Here is a 17363-nt window from a genome sequence, read left to right as displayed (position 1 = left end):
TCTGTGTTAATCTGTGAAATCTGTGGTTACTTTTTTTTATTCTTACCAATTTATATGATGCTCTTTTAATCTAAATAATTGTCGTTTCCCTTTTTAATGACAGTCTATCTAATCTGCGATTCAATACTTTCTTTTTCTCTGTCCGCAGATTTTCGCTGATGAACACGGATTTTAAACAACTGTGTTGTTCCTTAAATCGTAATCCTTTCTTTTTTAAATAGCATCGCTATTTCTCTTCTGTGTTAATCTGTGTAATCTGCGGTTATTTTTTTCCTTTTCTCTATTTATCCAGTCTGCCGCTTAACACGGTATCTTTTGAATCTAAATAATTGTCAGTTCTCTTTTTAATGACCATCTGTTTAATCTGCGATTCTATACTTTCCTTTTCGCTGTCCGCAGATATTCACTGATTAACACGGATTTAAAAACAACTGCGTCGTTTTAAGTTTATTAATTGAAATAGCTAAGCTATTTCTTTTCTGTGATAACCTGCGGTTACTTTTTTTCCTTTTCTTTAAAGTTCACACCCGTTAATCTATGGTCTAATATTATTTCTATTAGTGCTTACTTATGAATTAATGACTCTCTTGTATTCCAATGATTCATTTCCAAAATTAACAAGTAATGCCAGTTTCTTTCCGGTTATCTTTAAATAATTTATCACTTGTGCCATGTGTTCATCTGTCAGCTCAGAAACCGCTTTTAATTCTATTATAATTTCATCGTAACAGACAAAATCGGCTTTATACCGTTTGTTTAATTCAACTCCTTTGTAATATACTCTTAACGCTTCTTCTCGTTTGAATGAAACCTGCTTATTAGCCAATTCAATAGCTAGTGCTTCCTGATAAATTGGTTCTAACATGCCTCCACCTAGTTCGGAATGCACTTCCATGCAACAACCAATTATTTTATAGGTCTTTTCCTTATCAGGTAATATTGTCATTTATACTATTCTATTATCTTATTAATAGCACTCTATCGTTTCTTTATCCACAAATAGATACTTTACTTTCTTTGTCCACAGATTGACGCTGATTAGCACGGATTAAAAAACTTCGTTATTTCGTATATATCCTATTCGCTTTTCCTTTATGAAATAGCATAGCTATTTCTTTTCTGTGTTAATCTGTGTAATCTGTGGTTGATTATTCTTTCATCCACAGGTATATGTTTTACTTTCCTTTGTCCGCTGATTGACGCTGATTAACACGGATTTGAAAACAACTGCGTTGTTTTACATTTATTAATTGAAATGGCATAGCTATTTCTTTTTCTGTGATAATCCGTGCAATATGCGGTTACTTTTTTGTCTTTTTCACCCTCCCTACATTCTGTCAACAATTGTAACAATCGTGAGTGACAATGAAGCCAAGGCGCTAGCCATCGCAATCCAGGCAGATGCAGGGATTGGTTCTTTGACGGGTTTCTGTGGCACCACAACTTCAGACCCTGGCATTATCTTGGGGTAGCTCCTAAAAAACAAGAAGTTTTTTGTTGAAGCAGCTGCTCCATTGGGATAAATCACATATACTTTTCCTTTTTTTGCTCGCAAATCAAAACCACCACCGGAACGCACATAGTGCTTCATATTCTTACCCTCTATGTATGATACTGATAAGGGATTTAGTACGCCTCCGCTTACCTTTACTGTTTGTAACTGACGGGGAATGACTAATTCATCACCATCTTGCAAAAAGATATCTTCTTTCGTCCCTGGATTCTTAAGAATTTGTTCCAAATCAATGCTCACCACATCGAAACCTAGATCTGAGAATACCAATGAGGTATCTGATGCAACGAGTTGCTCTCTTAATCGCTTTACTTTTTGCGATACCTCCACCTTACGGGTCAACATAGCTCCTTTAGGGTAGGCATCTGGCGACAAGCCTCCAGCGCGGGTTATTATGGTCGATACCCGCTCGTTTTTGGAGGTTAAACTGAAAGAGCCGGCATAATTCACCTCTCCATACACATTAATGATTGATTTCGTTTCGAAACCGGGTGCCTGCCTTACAAAGACCTGATCAAATGGTTGTAAGCTAAACTGTGCATCCTCACCGTGCATCTTTAGCTGTCGGGATATGGAGAATTGGTAGACGTGTGCTATTTTATTGCCTGACTTTTGTGCTTCATCATGACTTAAACGGCGTGAAATTTCAATGAAAGCCTCTGAAGCAGATTCTTTAAAACCACCTGCTTTAAATACCAAATCTGACAAAGTCATTTCCTGATTGAAGTCAAACTCACCGGGGTATTGCACCTCGCCAAATATTTCTACCGTCCTTATTTCTCTTAAATCCTCAATCGATGATATGGTGATGATATCTTCACGCTGCAAGGCGATGTCCTGATCTCCACGAAGTATTTCTTGTACGTTAAAGGTGATGTTTTGCAAACTTAGGTCATCCATTAGGCGCGTAATTAAACCACGATTAAGAAATACATCTTCCCTAACGCCATCCGCCTTATCAATCAATTGCTTTAGACTTAAGCCTTCTGTTAATTCGTAATTCCCTGGTCGATAAACAGCCCCTTCAATACTAACTTTGTTCTCGTACCGTTCTAACACGACACCAGCCACAATACTATCACCACTCTGCAACATTACCTGATCGTAACTATTAGCCATTACATCTTTAAATGAACGTTGTTTGGATGTGGTACGGTATAATTCAATACGCTGAGAATAGGCATCCTCAGTAAAACCACCAGCGAACTCAATCATATCACTCACCACCTCTTGATCTTTGGCTTCGAACAATCCATTGCGTTTAAATTCGCCTGCTATTTTGATTCGTTTTTCATAGGTCGGTATCAAAACAATATCGTTATCACTTAAAGGAATGTTTATATCACTCTTACCTCTCAACAAAAATTCATACACATCCAACTCGGCAATAATTTCACCATTACGTATTACTTGGATATTACGAAAAGAACCATCTTTGTTAGGGCCACCGGATAAATACAAAGCATTAAAAGCAGATGCCGTACCAGGCAAGGTATAGGTCCCTGGTAAAAACACTTCCCCAATCACATTGACTTTAATGGACTTAACCGTACCCACATTAATGGTGGCAAACGTACGTGGGTTTGAAGATTTCAGGTCGCTATAAATTGAAGTTAGCTTATTAAATACGCGCTTTTGGGCTGCTTCTTGTGTTAAGCCTCCAATTTGAACGGGCCCTACATTAGGAATGTTAATAGATCCGTTTTTATCAACAAGTAATTGGTAGCTCTGTTGAGATACTCCCCATACGTCGATTAATAATTCATCACCAGCACCAAGCACATAGGATGGTGGCACCGGAATGTTCACGTTGGGTTCAAAGGTCAGGTTTTCATTATTAAAGAAGGAGAAACCAAAAATACGCTGATCGACAACTGCAGAATCAACAGGCATCTTGATGGATTCCACCATGCCATACCCATCGGTCATCGCTCCACTGCCGCCTCGATTTGTAGCATCAGATCCCCCTGATAGTTTCACCTCATTGATTCGTTGTCTTAATTTAGCAATCTGCTGTTGACTCATCCCACGAGCCTGGGCAAGTGCGATGGCCTGCTGTTCTGACAACCCCCGCTTCTCCATCTCTTGCACCATGCGCAAGACTTGAGCATCGGTCATATCATCCACATTCATGGATTTCACATCGACAGAATTGGGGTCGATACTTTGTGCCTGCAACACAAGCTGAGCACCAAAAATAACTAACAACGAAAATAATATCAAACGTAAACTCATACGTCACTATAATTTTAAATGAACCTTTATCAGGTACTATTGTTGATTTAACAGTACGCTATCGCTTCCTGACTCCCAATGCAAACAGCAGGAAACAGAAAGCTTTCTATTTAAAAACCAATGCCTTACAAGCACAATGAGCACCCATAAACCAAAGGCAGCGCGAAGTTATGCATTATAGCCTATAATCCTATGTTAAAAAAGATATTTTTCAACATATCAAATAAGCTTTAACAACTCGTAACATTAAGGGAAACTACTCCTCTTTAAAGAAACGCTTCTGAAAGAATAATATTATAAAAATCCCGATGGTAATGGATGAGTCTGCAATATTAAAAACAGGGCGAAAAAAGATAAAAGGGTTGCCACCTACAAAGGGGAACCACTCAGGATAACGCCCCTCAACCAAGGGGAAATACAGCATATCAACCACTTTACCGTGCAAGAAAGATGAGTACCCACCTCCCTCAGGCATAAATGTGGCAATCTGACCGTAACTATGATTAAATATCACACCATAAAAAGCACTATCAATAATATTACCCAAAGCACCAGCCAGCACCAAAGCCACACAATAGATCAAACCCTTTGGGGCATCTTTTTTACTCAGATTAACCATGTACCAGCCAATACCCACAACAGCTATCATTCGGAAAATACTTAAAAAAGCCTTACCAAATTTACCAGCCAACTGCATACCAAAGGCCATTCCATTATTCTCGACAAAATGAATGATAAACCAATTACCAAAAACAGGAATTTCATCACCAAGCATCATATGTGTTTTAATATAGAACTTAGCAAGTTGATCGATCAACAGGATAAGAAATATGATGAGAAATGACTTTTTCAATACTGACATAGTAATTGCTTTAAAATATTTATTGACTGTAATTACGGGAATTAATGAATGTGGTTACAGAAACACACACTTTATTACCATTACTTTATAACGCATAATTGACCAATGAATTACACATAGCAATTCATTGGTCAATCAATATATTTTCTAAGAAATAGTCACAAACCAATGGCTTTTACTTTTGCCCTTGCTTTGCTTCTACACTTAAGGTCGCATGTGGCACCGCTTGCAAACGTTCTTTTGGAATCAATTTACCAGTGACACGACACACTCCATAGGTTTTGTTTTCAATACGTACCAAGGCAGCCGATAAGTGCTGAATAAACTTTTGTTGACGTTGCGCCAATTTACCAGCCTCTTCTTTTGATAATACAGCAGCCCCTTCCTCCAGCACTTTGAAGGTAGGTGATGTATCTTGCGTATCGTTACCATCCTGGTGTGTGATGGTATTACGAAGCAATTCATAATCTTTCTTGGCTTTATCGAGTTTCTTCAGGATAATCTCTTTGAATTCCTGAAGCTCTTCATCTGAGTAACGGGTTTTTTCAGCCATAATGACTAAGTTTTAGTTATCAAATAGTCCACTTATGCCTTTTGCACAGACATAGCGGTGGTTATTTCATCATCAATATCAACGGTTGTGACACCATCATTATTGCATTGTTCCACTAATTTTACTTCAACAGCTAATGTTTGGGCTCCAATATACTCAGCATGCTTTTCAACGGCACTATTAATGGCATCGTGCTTTTGAATTTGCAACTTAATTTTGTCGGTCACATCAAAACCTGAGTCTTTACGTAGATTTTGAATACGATTAACAAACTCACGCGCAATACCTTCTTCGCGTAATTCTTCAGTTACATTAATATCCAAAGCCACTGTTATCTTACCCTCATTAGCTACTAACCACCCTGGGATGTCTTCTGACATAATCTCTACATCCTCCAGCGTTAGTGTAATGGATTGTCCGTTGACATCCAATGCATATTGCTCTTCTTTCTCGAAGATAGCAATTTCTTCCTGACCCATGGCATTTATAGCACCTGAAATTGCTTTCATATTTTTACCATGCTTAGGACCAAGGGTTTTAAAGTTTGGCTTAATTTTTTTCACCAAGACCCCGGCATCTTCTTTCAGATACTCCATCTCCTTGACATTCACCTCAGTCAGAACCAAATCCTTAATAGCCTCCAACTGATGCTCAAAGATTTCGTCTAAAACAGGTACCATTATTTTATTTAATGGCTGGCGCACTTTTAAATTCACTTTACGTCGTAAACCTAATACCATTGACGAAATCGACTGGGCATATTCCATACGCTCTTCCAAAGCTTTATCAATCATCCCCTCATCAAAACCTGGGAATTCAGCTAAATGAACGGATACATCGGTATACTTGCCTGACATTTTGTTTAAATCAGCAAAAAGCTGATCTGTAAAGAATGGAGCGATAGGAGCAGAAAGCAAAGCCACTGTTTCCAAGCAAGAATACAATGTTTGGTAGGCCGCCAACTTATCCTCGTTCATTTCACCACCCCAGAAACGTTTACGGTTTAAACGCACATACCAGTTACTCAGATTCTCCATAACGAAATTCTGAATGGCGCGACCAGCACGTGTTGGCTCGTAGTTTGAATAGCTTTCCGTTACTTCCTTAACCAATGAATTTAGCAAAGACATGACCCAACGGTCAATCTCTGAACGCTTCTCAATTGGCACCAATGCTTCTTTTCCGGTAAAACCATCAACATTGGCATACAATGCAAAGAAAGAATAGGTATTATATAATGTTCCGAAGAACTTACGTTTTACTTCATCAACACCTGCGATATCGAACTTAAGGTTATCCCAAGGCTGTGCATTGGTAATCATGTACCAGCGCAATGGATCAGAACCGTATTTCTCAATCACTTCAAAAGGATCAACACCATTACCCAAGCGCTTGGACATTTTGTTACCTTTTTTATCCAAGACCAATCCATTGGAAATAATATTCTTGAAAGCAACAGTATCAAACAACATGGTTGCAATGGCATGCAATGTAAAGAACCATCCTCGTGTTTGATCAACTCCCTCCGCAATAAAATCGGCAGGATAAACCTGATCAAAACCTTCTTTATTCTCGAATGGATAGTGCATTTGCGCATATGGCATAGCACCTGAATCGAACCATACATCAATCAAATCAGATTCGCGTTGCATTGGCTGCCCACTATCGGAAAGCAATACAATGCCATCAACGTGGTGACGGTGCAAATCTATTTTATCGTAATTATCTTTGCTATTATCACCCACTTCAAAACCATCAAACGGATTTTTCTCCATTAGTCCGGCATCCACGGCTTTATTTATCTCATTCATCAACTCTTCAACAGAGCCAATGCACTTTTCTTCTGTTCCATCTTCTGATTTCCAGATTGGCAATGGTGTTCCCCAATAACGCGAACGACTCAAATTCCAATCCACCAAATTCTCTAACCATTTACCAAAACGACCTGTTCCGGTTGATGATGGCTTCCAATTAATGGTTTTATTCAACTCAATCATACGATCGCGCACGGCCGTTGTTTTAATAAACCAGCTGTCCAATGGGTAATATAATATTGGCTTATCAGTACGCCAGCAATGTGGGTAATTGTGAACATGCTTCTCTACTTTGAAAGCCTTGTTTTCCTTTTTCAGCATCACCGCTAAATCCACATCAAGCGTAGGAGCATCTTCCGCCAAAGAAGTATCATAGGCATTCTTCACAAAACGACCTGCATACTCGCCATAGGTATCTTTATTCACGAACTTGGCAACAAATTCAGCATCCAAATCCTCAATCTTAAAGAATTTACCAGTTTTATCAACCATTGGCTGACGCTTACCCTCCGTGTCTATTAAAATAAGTGGTGCAATACCAGCTTGCTTAGCAACACGATCATCATCAGCACCAAAAGTAGGCGCAATATGAACAATACCAGTACCATCTTCAGTAGTTACGTAATCACCAAGGATTACACGAAAAGCATCACCATCAGGCTTCACCCACGGCATTAACTGCTCGTAACGAACCCCTTCCAAGTCTGTTCCCACATAACTAGCAACAACTTTGAAAGGAATCTTTTTATCACCAGACTGATAAGCATCAAAATCCAGCTCTGCATTCTTAGGGTTGAAATAATTATCAAGCAAAGATTTTGCTACGATAACCGAAACAGGCGCACCTGTATACGGGTTATACGACTGAACCTTTACATATTCAATTTTTGGACCAACAGCCAAAGCAGTGTTCGAAGGTAAAGTCCACGGTGTTGTTGTCCATGCTAAGAAACTTAGTTCTTCATCGTTATTAAATAACTTTTCAGAAGCCTCATTTCTAACAATCTTAAATTGTGCTGTACAAGTTGTATCTTTTACATCGCGGTAACAACCCGGTTGGTTTAGTTCATGCGTACTTAAACCGGTACCTGCAGCAGGTGAATATGGCTGAATAGTATAACCTTTGTAGAGCATATCCTTCTTATACAACTCCTTTAAAAGCCACCAAAGTGTTTCTATGTAACGGTTGTCATAGGTAATGTACGGATCTTCCATATCTACCCAATAACCCATTTTGTGCGTTAGATCTTCCCATAAATCCGTGTATTTCATCACATCTTTACGACAAGCCTCGTTGTATTCCGACACGGTAATTGTTTTACCAATGTCTTCCTTAGTAATACCCAAAGCTTTTTCAACGCCTAATTCAACTGGCAAACCATGTGTATCCCAACCAGCCTTGCGTTTTACATGAAAGCCTTGTTGGGTTTTAAAACGACAAAAAATATCCTTAATGGTACGCGCCATCACATGGTGAATACCTGGCATTCCGTTAGCGGATGGAGGCCCTTCATAAAACACAAATGTAGGCTTACCTTCCCTTGTGCTAACACTCTTCTCAAATGCTCCGTTTTCCTCCCAGGCCTTAAGTATATCCTTATTTACCTGCGACAGGTTTAATCCTTTATATTCCGGAAATTTTGCGCTCATTAATTCTATATTTTTTGACTCTAATTTTAAAAAGTCTACAAATATAGATGTTGGTATAGTCAAAACCAAATGATTAAGCGCCTTACTGAGATGATAAAAAGCACAGTTGATTTTTTCTTTTAATCACTATAAATAAGCCAACCAGAAAACAAATAGAGAATTTAATCATTATATGCGTTGATAAAAAATGTACTTTTGCGCCATCAATAACTATGTATAAACAATTTATTACGCACTTATTATGAAAAGAATTCTATTTTCATTGATTGCTATGATGGCAATTGGAACATTCGCCAAAGCTCAAAACTTACAAGTTCATTACGATTTTGGCAAAGATCGTAAAATGGTTACTACAACATTAGAGATGTTTAAGCCAGATAAATATGGTAGCACTTTCTTTTTTGTTGATATGGACTACAGCAATGACTCAAGAGGTGTTGACAATGGTGTTTCATTGGCTTATTGGGAGATTGCAAGAAGCTTTAAGTGGAAAGAAACTCAAAAATTCGAACCTCGTGTTGAATTTAATAGTGGTAATGTAACTGGGTTCGCCATTAAAAATGCCTGGCTGGCCGGTGGACAATACACCTTTGCTTCAAGTGACTTTTCAAAAATATTTACACTACAGGCTAACTTAAAGTACATTAAAGACGGTAAAGAAGACGGTGATAATTTAACAGGCTTCCAGCTTACAGGAGTTTGGGCTGTTCAATTAATGGAAGGTAAATTAACTTTCAATGGCTTTGCTGATTTTTGGAGAGAAGATGTTGCTGTACTTGACGACAATGGAGATTTCGCAGGCATCAAAGAATATGTATTCCTAATGGAACCACAACTTTGGTATAACGTAAACCAGAAGCTTTCTTTGGGTGGTGAAATCGAAATCAGCAATAACTTTGGTCTTAACGATGGCATAATGGTTAACCCAACCCTTGCTGCTAAGTGGACATTCTAATTTAATGCAACAACAATATGTTAGAGAAATTTTTCAAATTATCAGAAAATAAAACCAATGTTAAAACGGAAGTAATCGCTGGTATTACTACGTTTATGACAATGGCATACATCCTTGCAGTTAACCCCGATATACTATCGGCCACTGGCATGGATAAAGGAGCATTATTTACGGCAACAGCTCTTTCGGCAGCCGTTGGTACTTTAGTAATGGCTTTATGGGCCAAGTTACCTTTTGCATTGGCTCCAGGAATGGGACTAAATGCATTCTTCGCCTTTGGCGTTTGTATTGGCATGGGCATGTCTTGGGAATTTGCCTTAACAGCCGTTTTTCTTGAAGGTATCTTATTTATATTAATGACCGCCTTTAATATTCGCGAGCTAATTATCAATGCTATACCTGGAAGCATCAAAAATGCCATTTCAGTAGGTATTGGATTATTCATTGCCTTTATTGGTATGAAAAACGCAGGCATTATTGTTGCCAACGACGCTACTTTTGTTCATTTAGGTGACATGAAAAGTGCTGTTGTATTGCTAGCTTTGGGTGGTATTGTGCTTACTGGCGCATTATTAGCTCTTAAAGTTAAGGGTGCTTTATTGATTGGCATGGTCATCACTACGGTAGTTGGTATTCCATTAGGCGTAACACAGTTACCACACTTCGATTTCTCTGTACCATCTATCTCATCAATTGCCTGGAAATTTGACTGGAGTTGGATCAACAGTGCTGAAGGCATCTTCACCATGATCACTGTCTTATTCACATTCTTATTTGTGGATATGTTTGATACAGTTGGAACGCTTATTGGTGTTTCTACAAAAGCAAAAATGATTGGCAAAGACGGCCGTATTCCAAACGTGAAGCAGGCGCTAATGGCCGATTCTATTGGTACAACTGTTGGTGCAGCACTTGGTACTTCAACCGTTACAACCTATGTTGAATCTGCTGCCGGCGTTGCCGAAGGCGGACGTACTGGCTTAACGGCTCTTACAACTGCTGGTTTATTTATTTTAGCGCTGTTCTTATCTCCGTTATTCTTAATGATTCCTGCAGCAGCCACAGCTCCTGCCTTGGTTTTAGTGGGTGTAATGATGATGACACCAATTCAGAATCTTGATTTAGAGGATTTCACAGAATCTATTCCAGCATTCTTCACTTTAATTATGATGCCTTTGACTTTCTCTATTGCTGAAGGTATTGTATTTGGTATTTTATCGTATGTAGTTTTAAAATTACTGACCGGTAAACACAAAGACATCTCAATTATCGCCTACGTATTGGCAGTTTTATTTGCCATGAAGTTTATTTTTATGTAGACAATACATTTCTATATTTCAAAAGGCCATTCGTAAGAGTGGCCTTTTTTTTGCTTTGATTTTACTAGTCCCGAGGCAGGTCACACCCGCCCATCGGGACTTTTTTGTATCCCTTTGGTAATTTGAGGAAGGCAATCGGCAATTAGTACCAATCAATTGGTAATTTGATTATTTCAATTGGCAACAAATGGTCGCCCATTGGCAAAAAGTGGCCTCCTATTGGTAATTTTACTATCTCAATCAGTAGTTTGAGCAAGGTAAATTTCATTGCTTCCTTACGTTCACAAATTATATTAATCCACAGAAATATCCTATGATCCCATAAAGCCTCGCCCCTTTAAAACAAATGACGTTTCATCGAACACAAATACATTCAAGCATTAAAAAAGCAGCCACCCAAAGGATAGCTGCTTCATCTATTTCGTGAAAAATATGTATTTAATCGTTAGAACCTTTTTCAAGTCCATATCCATATTTCTTATCAGATTGCTTTAATTTAAATGATAAGAAAATAGAAATAACACCGCAACCAACCAAAATAAGGATTGGCACAGTATAGTCATATACGGCATCACCTGCTTCGATCGCTGGTAATATATCCTTGTTAACAAACTTCAACAAAGCACCAATACCCCAGAAGAATAATCCAAGACCCCAATTTTGTAAGGTAAACATGGATGCATAAGCTGTACCCAAACGATTTTCAGGAATAATTTTAGCAACCGACGGCCACATAGCAGCTGGCACCAATGAGAAAGCAACACCTAAACTAACTAAACCAAAATAGGCGATGATCACATTGTTGAGTACTGATAATGATAAGTGAGCAAAAATCAATAGTAATGAACCTAGGATCATTAATGACGCTGCCTTACCTTTTTTATCAACAAAGTTTCCGAATATTGGCGTGAAAATAATGGTTCCTAAAGGAATTAAACTCGCTGTTTTAGCACCGTTCGTTAACCACACGGCCAATACATCTTTCATGTAGAAAAGGTAACTGGCGAAAAGAACAACCGAAACTACCTTAATACCTAAGGCCATAGCCTTGGTCTTTACATTGTTTGGCACAACAGCAAAGCAGATTGCAAACAAGAAGAAAATCACGTATACACTTGCAGCTCCCAAGGCTTTACTACCCCAAAGGATAACTTCTCCAGCGGCAGGCAATACTTGTGAAAATCCAAACTTATTAATTAACAAGTCAGGCGCATACATCATAAACGGGAAAATAGCTGCATAAAAAGCAACACATAACAAGGCGATGTATATAAATGATGAGTTCTTAAGCAATGCCAAAAGATCAGAAAACTTGAAATCCTCTGAGTCATCTTTCTCCTGTTCACCTGCAATAGCTTTTTCTTGCTTATCAATTTTAATATCAAAAACAGTATAAATCAAGAATAAGATTAAAGCTAAACCAATAAGAGTTGCAGCAAAAGTTACAGCAGGAGCAACGTGCCCTCCACCAATATCAAGAGACAAAGCCGTACCCATGGCTGAACCTAAACGGCCAAAGCCCATATTTATGGCCATTGCCAATGCCAACTCATAACCTTTAAACCATTTAACGATTGTACGAGTAGCAACCACACACAACACTTCAAGACCTGAACCAAAAAGGATACGTCCTAATATCATATAATTAACAACCGTTGATTGGTCATCTCCAAGCCATCCTGAAGCAGCCGCGGCTGTAATGGCACCACCTAATGTGGCAATCGATCCAAATACGATACCCGCAATACGAATACCCCATTTATCTAGTATGATACCACCAATAATAATCATCCCGAATATATTAGCAATCGTAGTCATGCCAATTATTCGACCAAACTCTTCACTATCAATACCCATTTCAGTCTCCATCAGACCTTTTAGTCCTGAGAAGAAATCCTGAAACCAGTAGGTAGAAAACGTTAATGCACTTAATAAGATTAACGCCGACCAACGCAACGCTGCGGAGTCGCGCAAAGTCTTTTGTACTTTTTCTGTCATTACAATTGTAGTTAGTTATACGAACATAAAAGAATAGCCACAACTTATGTTGCAGCTATCTTTATTTGATAAATTATTTTTTAACTGGTATACTTTTCAATGTCTCTGCCAAATACTCCCAGAATAAAGACACTGTTTCGATGTTCACTTTCTCATCCGGAGAGTGAGGGAAGCGAATGGTTGGTCCAAATGAAATCATATCCCAATGCGGATAAGCGCTCCCTAAAATACCACACTCTAATCCTGCATGGATGGCTTTGATTTCAGGAACTTTCCCCCACTTCTTGTTATACACTTCCTGCATGGTTTTTAGGATTGGAGAATCTAAATTAGGCTTCCATCCTGGGTACTGACCACCAAATGACACTTCAGCACCTGCCAAACGGAATACACTCTCCATTTTAGATGCTAATGCTTCAATAGCTGTATTAACCGAACTACGCATTAAGGCCTGAACAATAACTTCGCCATCACGTGATTTAACAATAGCCAAGTTGGTTGAAGTTTCAGTTAATCCTTCCATATCGGTACTCATACGCATTACACCATTAGGAGCAGCGATGATACCATTGATTAAATCATCCTGTGTTACTTCATCAATTAAAGAAGAAGGCATGTCTGTTTTCTCAGCAACAAAACTCAAGAAAGGTTCAGCACTACCAAACTCAGCCTTATAAATTTCTTCATACTCTTCAATGCTCTCAATAAATTCGTCAGCATTGGCAGCAGGCACTGTCACCACAGCAAATGCTTCGCGAGGGATAGCATTACGCAAGCTACCACCATCGATAGAAGCTAAGCGTGCATCATCATTAGCCACTGCAAATTTTAAGAAGCGGAACATTAATATATTGGCGTTTCCACGGCCAAGAACGATATCCATACCTGAGTGACCGCCTTTCAAACCTGTTAACGACAATTTGAAAGCTACTGATTCAGCTGGCACTTCAGCTTCGGTATAATTAAATTTCACATTGGCATCGCAACCACCTGCACAACCAACATAAAGCTCACCCTCATCTTCCGAATCCATGTTTAAAAGGATATCTCCCTCTAATAAACCAGGCTTAAGCTCATTGGCTCCTGTCATACCTGCTTCTTCATCCATGGTAATTAAAGCCTCAACAGGGCCATGCTCCATATCTGTCGCTTGCAAAACAGCCATAGCTGCAGCTACACCAATACCATTGTCGGCACCAAGTGTTGTTCCATTAGCAGTTACCCAACCATCTTCAATCAAAGTTTCAATTGGGTCGGTATCCCAATCGTGAACTTTATCACTATTCTTCTGCGGCACCATATCAATATGGCTCTGAAGAATAACACCCATACGATTTTCATAGCCAGGTGTTGCTGGCTTACGAATGATGATGTTACCCACTTCATCGCGTATAGTTTCTAAACCAAGTGACTTACCAAATTCCTCCATAAAATCAATGGCTTTTCCTTCTCTTTTAGAAGGGCGTGGAATTTGTGTCAATTTATAAAAGCTTTCCCATAGTCCCTGGGGAGATAACTTAGCTATTTCGCTCATAACTTATTGTTTAAAAAAGGGATTTTATAATTTATTATTTTCTTTCGATACTTTGCAATGCTCCAGTAACCGGATTCAAGCGGATACTTACATTCTCCTGCTCCAATACATTTGATGGCATGGAGATAACTTGTCCGTATTGCCCAAGATAAATCTCGGTTTCTTTAATTAACCTATTTTTATCAATCACCTTAACCGTTACTTTACCAGGCTTACAATAAAACAAACCATTTCTTACTTCCACATCCTTTTCCACCACGTCTGGCTCATTAGGTAACTCTTTCACCTCTGATGCTTCCAATTCAAAGTAAACAGGCGCTCCACTCACATCCATTTTATCAACTATACCATTAACCGTTGAGAAACGAAATAATACGTCATTATTGGTACTCATTCTGTCTGGAACCATATCAAAAGACTGAATAGTTGAATAGGTTTGACGCTTACCCACAAATAACTCCATGTGCTCTTCCTCCAGCTTATTCAATTCGCGCACCATTACCTCGTAGGAATGACCATCGGGTGGCAACTGCTCATAATCGCTAGCTAATATTTTAAACCGTCGTTTACGTATCTTGTAAATATAATTGGCTGTTTCTTGTGCCATGGCAGCTGTCGAGGTCTTTGATAATTGTTTCTCAATCATATCAACCTCATTAAAATTCACATCTTCAACAGAAGGTATCTCTTCAGCTGTATAATCTTTAAGATGCGACTCCTGCAATTCACTAGCATTGTTAATACCGGTTAAAACCCCTTCTGGCGTAAGCGTTACAAAAGGCGCTGAACTTTTACCCGAGTAAGAAATGGCATATTGCTTGCTCTCATCAGGCACACCAAAAGTTTGGATATAAACCGCTTTAATACGCCACTCCTCCTTGTCCTGTGTAACAACATCGCTCACATTCAACATTTTTTGGGAGTAACGATAAAAAGGCCCCACCTTATTAATCGTTTTTTCAACTTCTACATTCACTCGAACCATTGTCAATGGCAAATTATACAACAATGCATCGCTGGTAGCATTTTGCATATCAGATACATTTTGCACGTTTACTTTGGTAGGAATTACTTGTTCTACAGCACACGAAGAAAGTACTGCAACCAAGCCTAAGGCAAGAAAAAATTTCTTCATTACTATCACTGTTTTATTTTATCGATTAACGTTTTTTCAACAGCCCTGTAAAAACATGACTTTCAATGACTACACTTAAAAACAACGTCACTCATTTTAAGAAATTGCGACGGACACCAAAGGTAAACGAAAAAAATTAAAAGCCAAGATGATAATTATCGCCTTATTTGCTGAAATGCAGCACCTAAATTCTCAACTATTTCCGAAGCAACAATTGCTTCTTCAGATGATTCTTGCAAGGCAATATCGGCAGAAGAACCGTGTAAATAGACAGCCAAACGCGCTGCCTCAATGGCTGAATACCCTTGTGTTAAAAAAGCCAGAATAATGCCTGTTAATACATCTCCACTACCAGCGGTTGCCATTCCACTATTGCCCGTTGGGTTGAAATAACAATGTCCATTATTATCAATCACAGCGGTAAAAGCGCCTTTTAACACAATGGTCACGCCCAAATCGACAGCCAGACGCTTAGCTTTTCGCAAACGCTCATAAGATGACAAACTTGATCCTGCCAAGCGATCAAACTCACCAGGGTGAGGTGTTAGTACTGCATTATTTGGCAATAGCGACCACAAGGACTCGTCAAGGGCTAATATATTTAGCGCATCAGCATCCAGAACAATTGGTTTTCCATTTAAGGACTCTAACAAATCGCGCAATGCCGATTGTGTATTAGGCTTAGTACCGATACCCGGCCCAATACCAATGGCTGAAAAGTTATGCAGGTCAGGAAACTCAGAAATCAATATTTCCGATCGATCGATACTTACCATACTCTCAGGTGTAGTAATTTGAATGACATTATATCCCATGCGGGGAACATGCGTTGTTAACAAGCCCACTCCTGATTTTAAGCAAGCCTTAGATGAAAGAATGGCCGCTCCCATTTTACCCACACTACCAGCTAATAATAAAGCATGTCCACAATCTCCTTTATGCGTAAAAGTGCTTCTACTCTTTAATAAACGTTTTAACAATAAGCGTTCACTAAAGCAGTAATCCGACTTAGTTTCGTGTATTATGGCAGGATGTAGTCCAATATCAACTACCTGCCAAGCCCCCACAAAATGCTCATTCTCTGCCAACAGGAAGGCTAGTTTTGGAAATTGAAAACTGATGGTGTGGTCGGCCATAACAATGGCGCTTAGATCATTCGCTCGGTTATCTTCACCAAACAAACCTGATGGCAGGTCTATACTTACTACCGGAACATCAATACTGTTGACGTATTGTATCACCTCCTTATAAAAACCTTCGATGGGGCGATTAAGTCCAGAACCAAATAAACCATCAATAATCACACACTTCTCCTCAACAGACATAAAGTCTTTTGTCGAATTCGGCATTATTATCGAACAGCCCGATTCCCTTAATCGCACAAGATTAATTTGAGCATCGCGGCTTAGCTTATCTTCATTTGACATTACATAAGCAATAACATTTCGGCCTGATAGATACAACATACGCGCTACCGCCAAAGCATCGCCACCATTATTCCCAGGACCAACCAGTATACTTACATCACCATGGGGATATAAATCAATAAAACAATCATAAAACCCTTGAGAGGCACGTTCCATTAGGTCAATAGAGTCAATTGGCTCATGCTCTATCGTATATTGATCAATGGATGAAATTTGGGATACGGGAAATATTTTCATGTGTTTATAATTTTGTTATTCTCTGACATAGAGTTTGTTTCAAAATAAGTTGTAAACGCCAAGAAGTTAAATTTTCATGTTCATGCTCGAGGCAATAGTCCTGTGTGCTTAGCGTTTGAAGTCAGTTTCAT

At 38.9% G+C, this 17363-nt stretch carries 11 protein-coding genes; 2 read left to right on the top strand and 9 right to left on the bottom strand.

The window, feature by feature from the left end:
- Positions 1–568 precede the first annotated feature (568 nt).
- From FNN09_RS03010 to ileS, 5 genes are all read right to left on the bottom strand, one after another.
- Positions 569–946, bottom strand: coding sequence for a GxxExxY protein (locus tag FNN09_RS03010; protein WP_143300003.1), 378 nt, complete (start codon positions 944–946; stop codon positions 569–571).
- Between the two features lie 381 nt (positions 947–1327).
- Complete coding sequence (locus FNN09_RS03005) at positions 1328–3748, bottom strand: SLBB domain-containing protein (protein ID WP_143300002.1); 2421 nt, start codon at positions 3746–3748, stop codon at positions 1328–1330.
- Positions 3749–4004: 256 nt separating this feature from the next.
- Entirely contained in the window at positions 4005–4610 is a 606-nt protein-coding gene (locus FNN09_RS03000) for a lipoprotein signal peptidase (RefSeq protein ID WP_143300001.1), read from the bottom strand.
- A 175-nt stretch (positions 4611–4785) separates the two neighbouring features.
- On the bottom strand, positions 4786–5163 hold the full coding sequence (locus FNN09_RS02995; RefSeq protein ID WP_143300000.1) for a TraR/DksA C4-type zinc finger protein: 378 nt from the start codon (positions 5161–5163) through the stop codon (positions 4786–4788).
- Positions 5164–5195: 32 nt separating this feature from the next.
- Complete coding sequence (gene ileS / locus FNN09_RS02990; protein WP_143299999.1) at positions 5196–8627, bottom strand: isoleucine--tRNA ligase; 3432 nt, start codon at positions 8625–8627, stop codon at positions 5196–5198.
- A 241-nt stretch (positions 8628–8868) separates the two neighbouring features.
- On the opposite strand from ileS, the gene FNN09_RS02985 reads away from it, so the two are divergent.
- Entirely contained in the window at positions 8869–9582 is a 714-nt protein-coding gene (locus FNN09_RS02985) for a DUF5020 family protein (protein ID WP_143299998.1), read from the top strand.
- Positions 9583–9599: 17 nt separating this feature from the next.
- A complete protein-coding gene (locus tag FNN09_RS02980) occupies positions 9600–10901 on the top strand; it encodes an NCS2 family permease (RefSeq protein WP_143299997.1) in 1302 nt (433 codons plus the stop codon).
- 438 nt (positions 10902–11339) lie between these two features.
- Here the strand turns inward: FNN09_RS02980 and FNN09_RS02975 are convergent, their stop codons facing one another.
- From FNN09_RS02975 to FNN09_RS02960, 4 genes are all read right to left on the bottom strand, one after another.
- Complete coding sequence (locus FNN09_RS02975; protein ID WP_143299996.1) at positions 11340–12899, bottom strand: MFS transporter; 1560 nt, start codon at positions 12897–12899, stop codon at positions 11340–11342.
- Positions 12900–12972: 73 nt separating this feature from the next.
- Positions 12973–14433: an aminoacyl-histidine dipeptidase gene (locus FNN09_RS02970; RefSeq protein WP_143299995.1), complete on the bottom strand. Its 1461-nt coding sequence runs from the start codon at positions 14431–14433 to the stop codon at positions 12973–12975.
- A 34-nt stretch (positions 14434–14467) separates the two neighbouring features.
- Positions 14468–15568 (bottom strand): DUF4831 family protein, encoded by a 1101-nt coding sequence (locus FNN09_RS02965; protein WP_143299994.1) that lies wholly within the window; start codon positions 15566–15568, stop codon positions 14468–14470.
- Positions 15569–15723: 155 nt separating this feature from the next.
- Complete coding sequence (locus tag FNN09_RS02960; RefSeq protein ID WP_143299993.1) at positions 15724–17232, bottom strand: NAD(P)H-hydrate dehydratase; 1509 nt, start codon at positions 17230–17232, stop codon at positions 15724–15726.
- Positions 17233–17363 lie beyond the last annotated feature (131 nt).

Source organism: Carboxylicivirga sp. M1479, from assembly GCF_007097485.1.
In the GTDB taxonomy this organism is placed as follows: Bacteria; Bacteroidota; Bacteroidia; order Bacteroidales; family Marinilabiliaceae; genus Carboxylicivirga.
This window is presented reverse-complemented; position numbering and strand designations above follow the sequence as displayed.

Coding starts and splice junctions, on each gene's coding strand:
- FNN09_RS03010 (WP_143300003.1), bottom strand. CDS start 946: ATGACAATATTACCTGATAAGGAAAAGACCTATAAAATAATTGGTTGT.
- FNN09_RS03005 (WP_143300002.1), bottom strand. CDS start 3,748: ATGAGTTTACGTTTGATATTATTTTCGTTGTTAGTTATTTTTGGTGCT.
- FNN09_RS03000 (WP_143300001.1), bottom strand. CDS start 4,610: ATGTCAGTATTGAAAAAGTCATTTCTCATCATATTTCTTATCCTGTTG.
- FNN09_RS02995 (WP_143300000.1), bottom strand. CDS start 5,163: ATGGCTGAAAAAACCCGTTACTCAGATGAAGAGCTTCAGGAATTCAAA.
- ileS (WP_143299999.1), bottom strand. CDS start 8,627: ATGAGCGCAAAATTTCCGGAATATAAAGGATTAAACCTGTCGCAGGTA.
- FNN09_RS02985 (WP_143299998.1), top strand. CDS start 8,869: ATGAAAAGAATTCTATTTTCATTGATTGCTATGATGGCAATTGGAACA.
- FNN09_RS02980 (WP_143299997.1), top strand. CDS start 9,600: ATGTTAGAGAAATTTTTCAAATTATCAGAAAATAAAACCAATGTTAAA.
- FNN09_RS02975 (WP_143299996.1), bottom strand. CDS start 12,899: ATGACAGAAAAAGTACAAAAGACTTTGCGCGACTCCGCAGCGTTGCGT.
- FNN09_RS02970 (WP_143299995.1), bottom strand. CDS start 14,433: ATGAGCGAAATAGCTAAGTTATCTCCCCAGGGACTATGGGAAAGCTTT.
- FNN09_RS02965 (WP_143299994.1), bottom strand. CDS start 15,568: ATGAAGAAATTTTTTCTTGCCTTAGGCTTGGTTGCAGTACTTTCTTCG.
- FNN09_RS02960 (WP_143299993.1), bottom strand. CDS start 17,232: ATGAAAATATTTCCCGTATCCCAAATTTCATCCATTGATCAATATACG.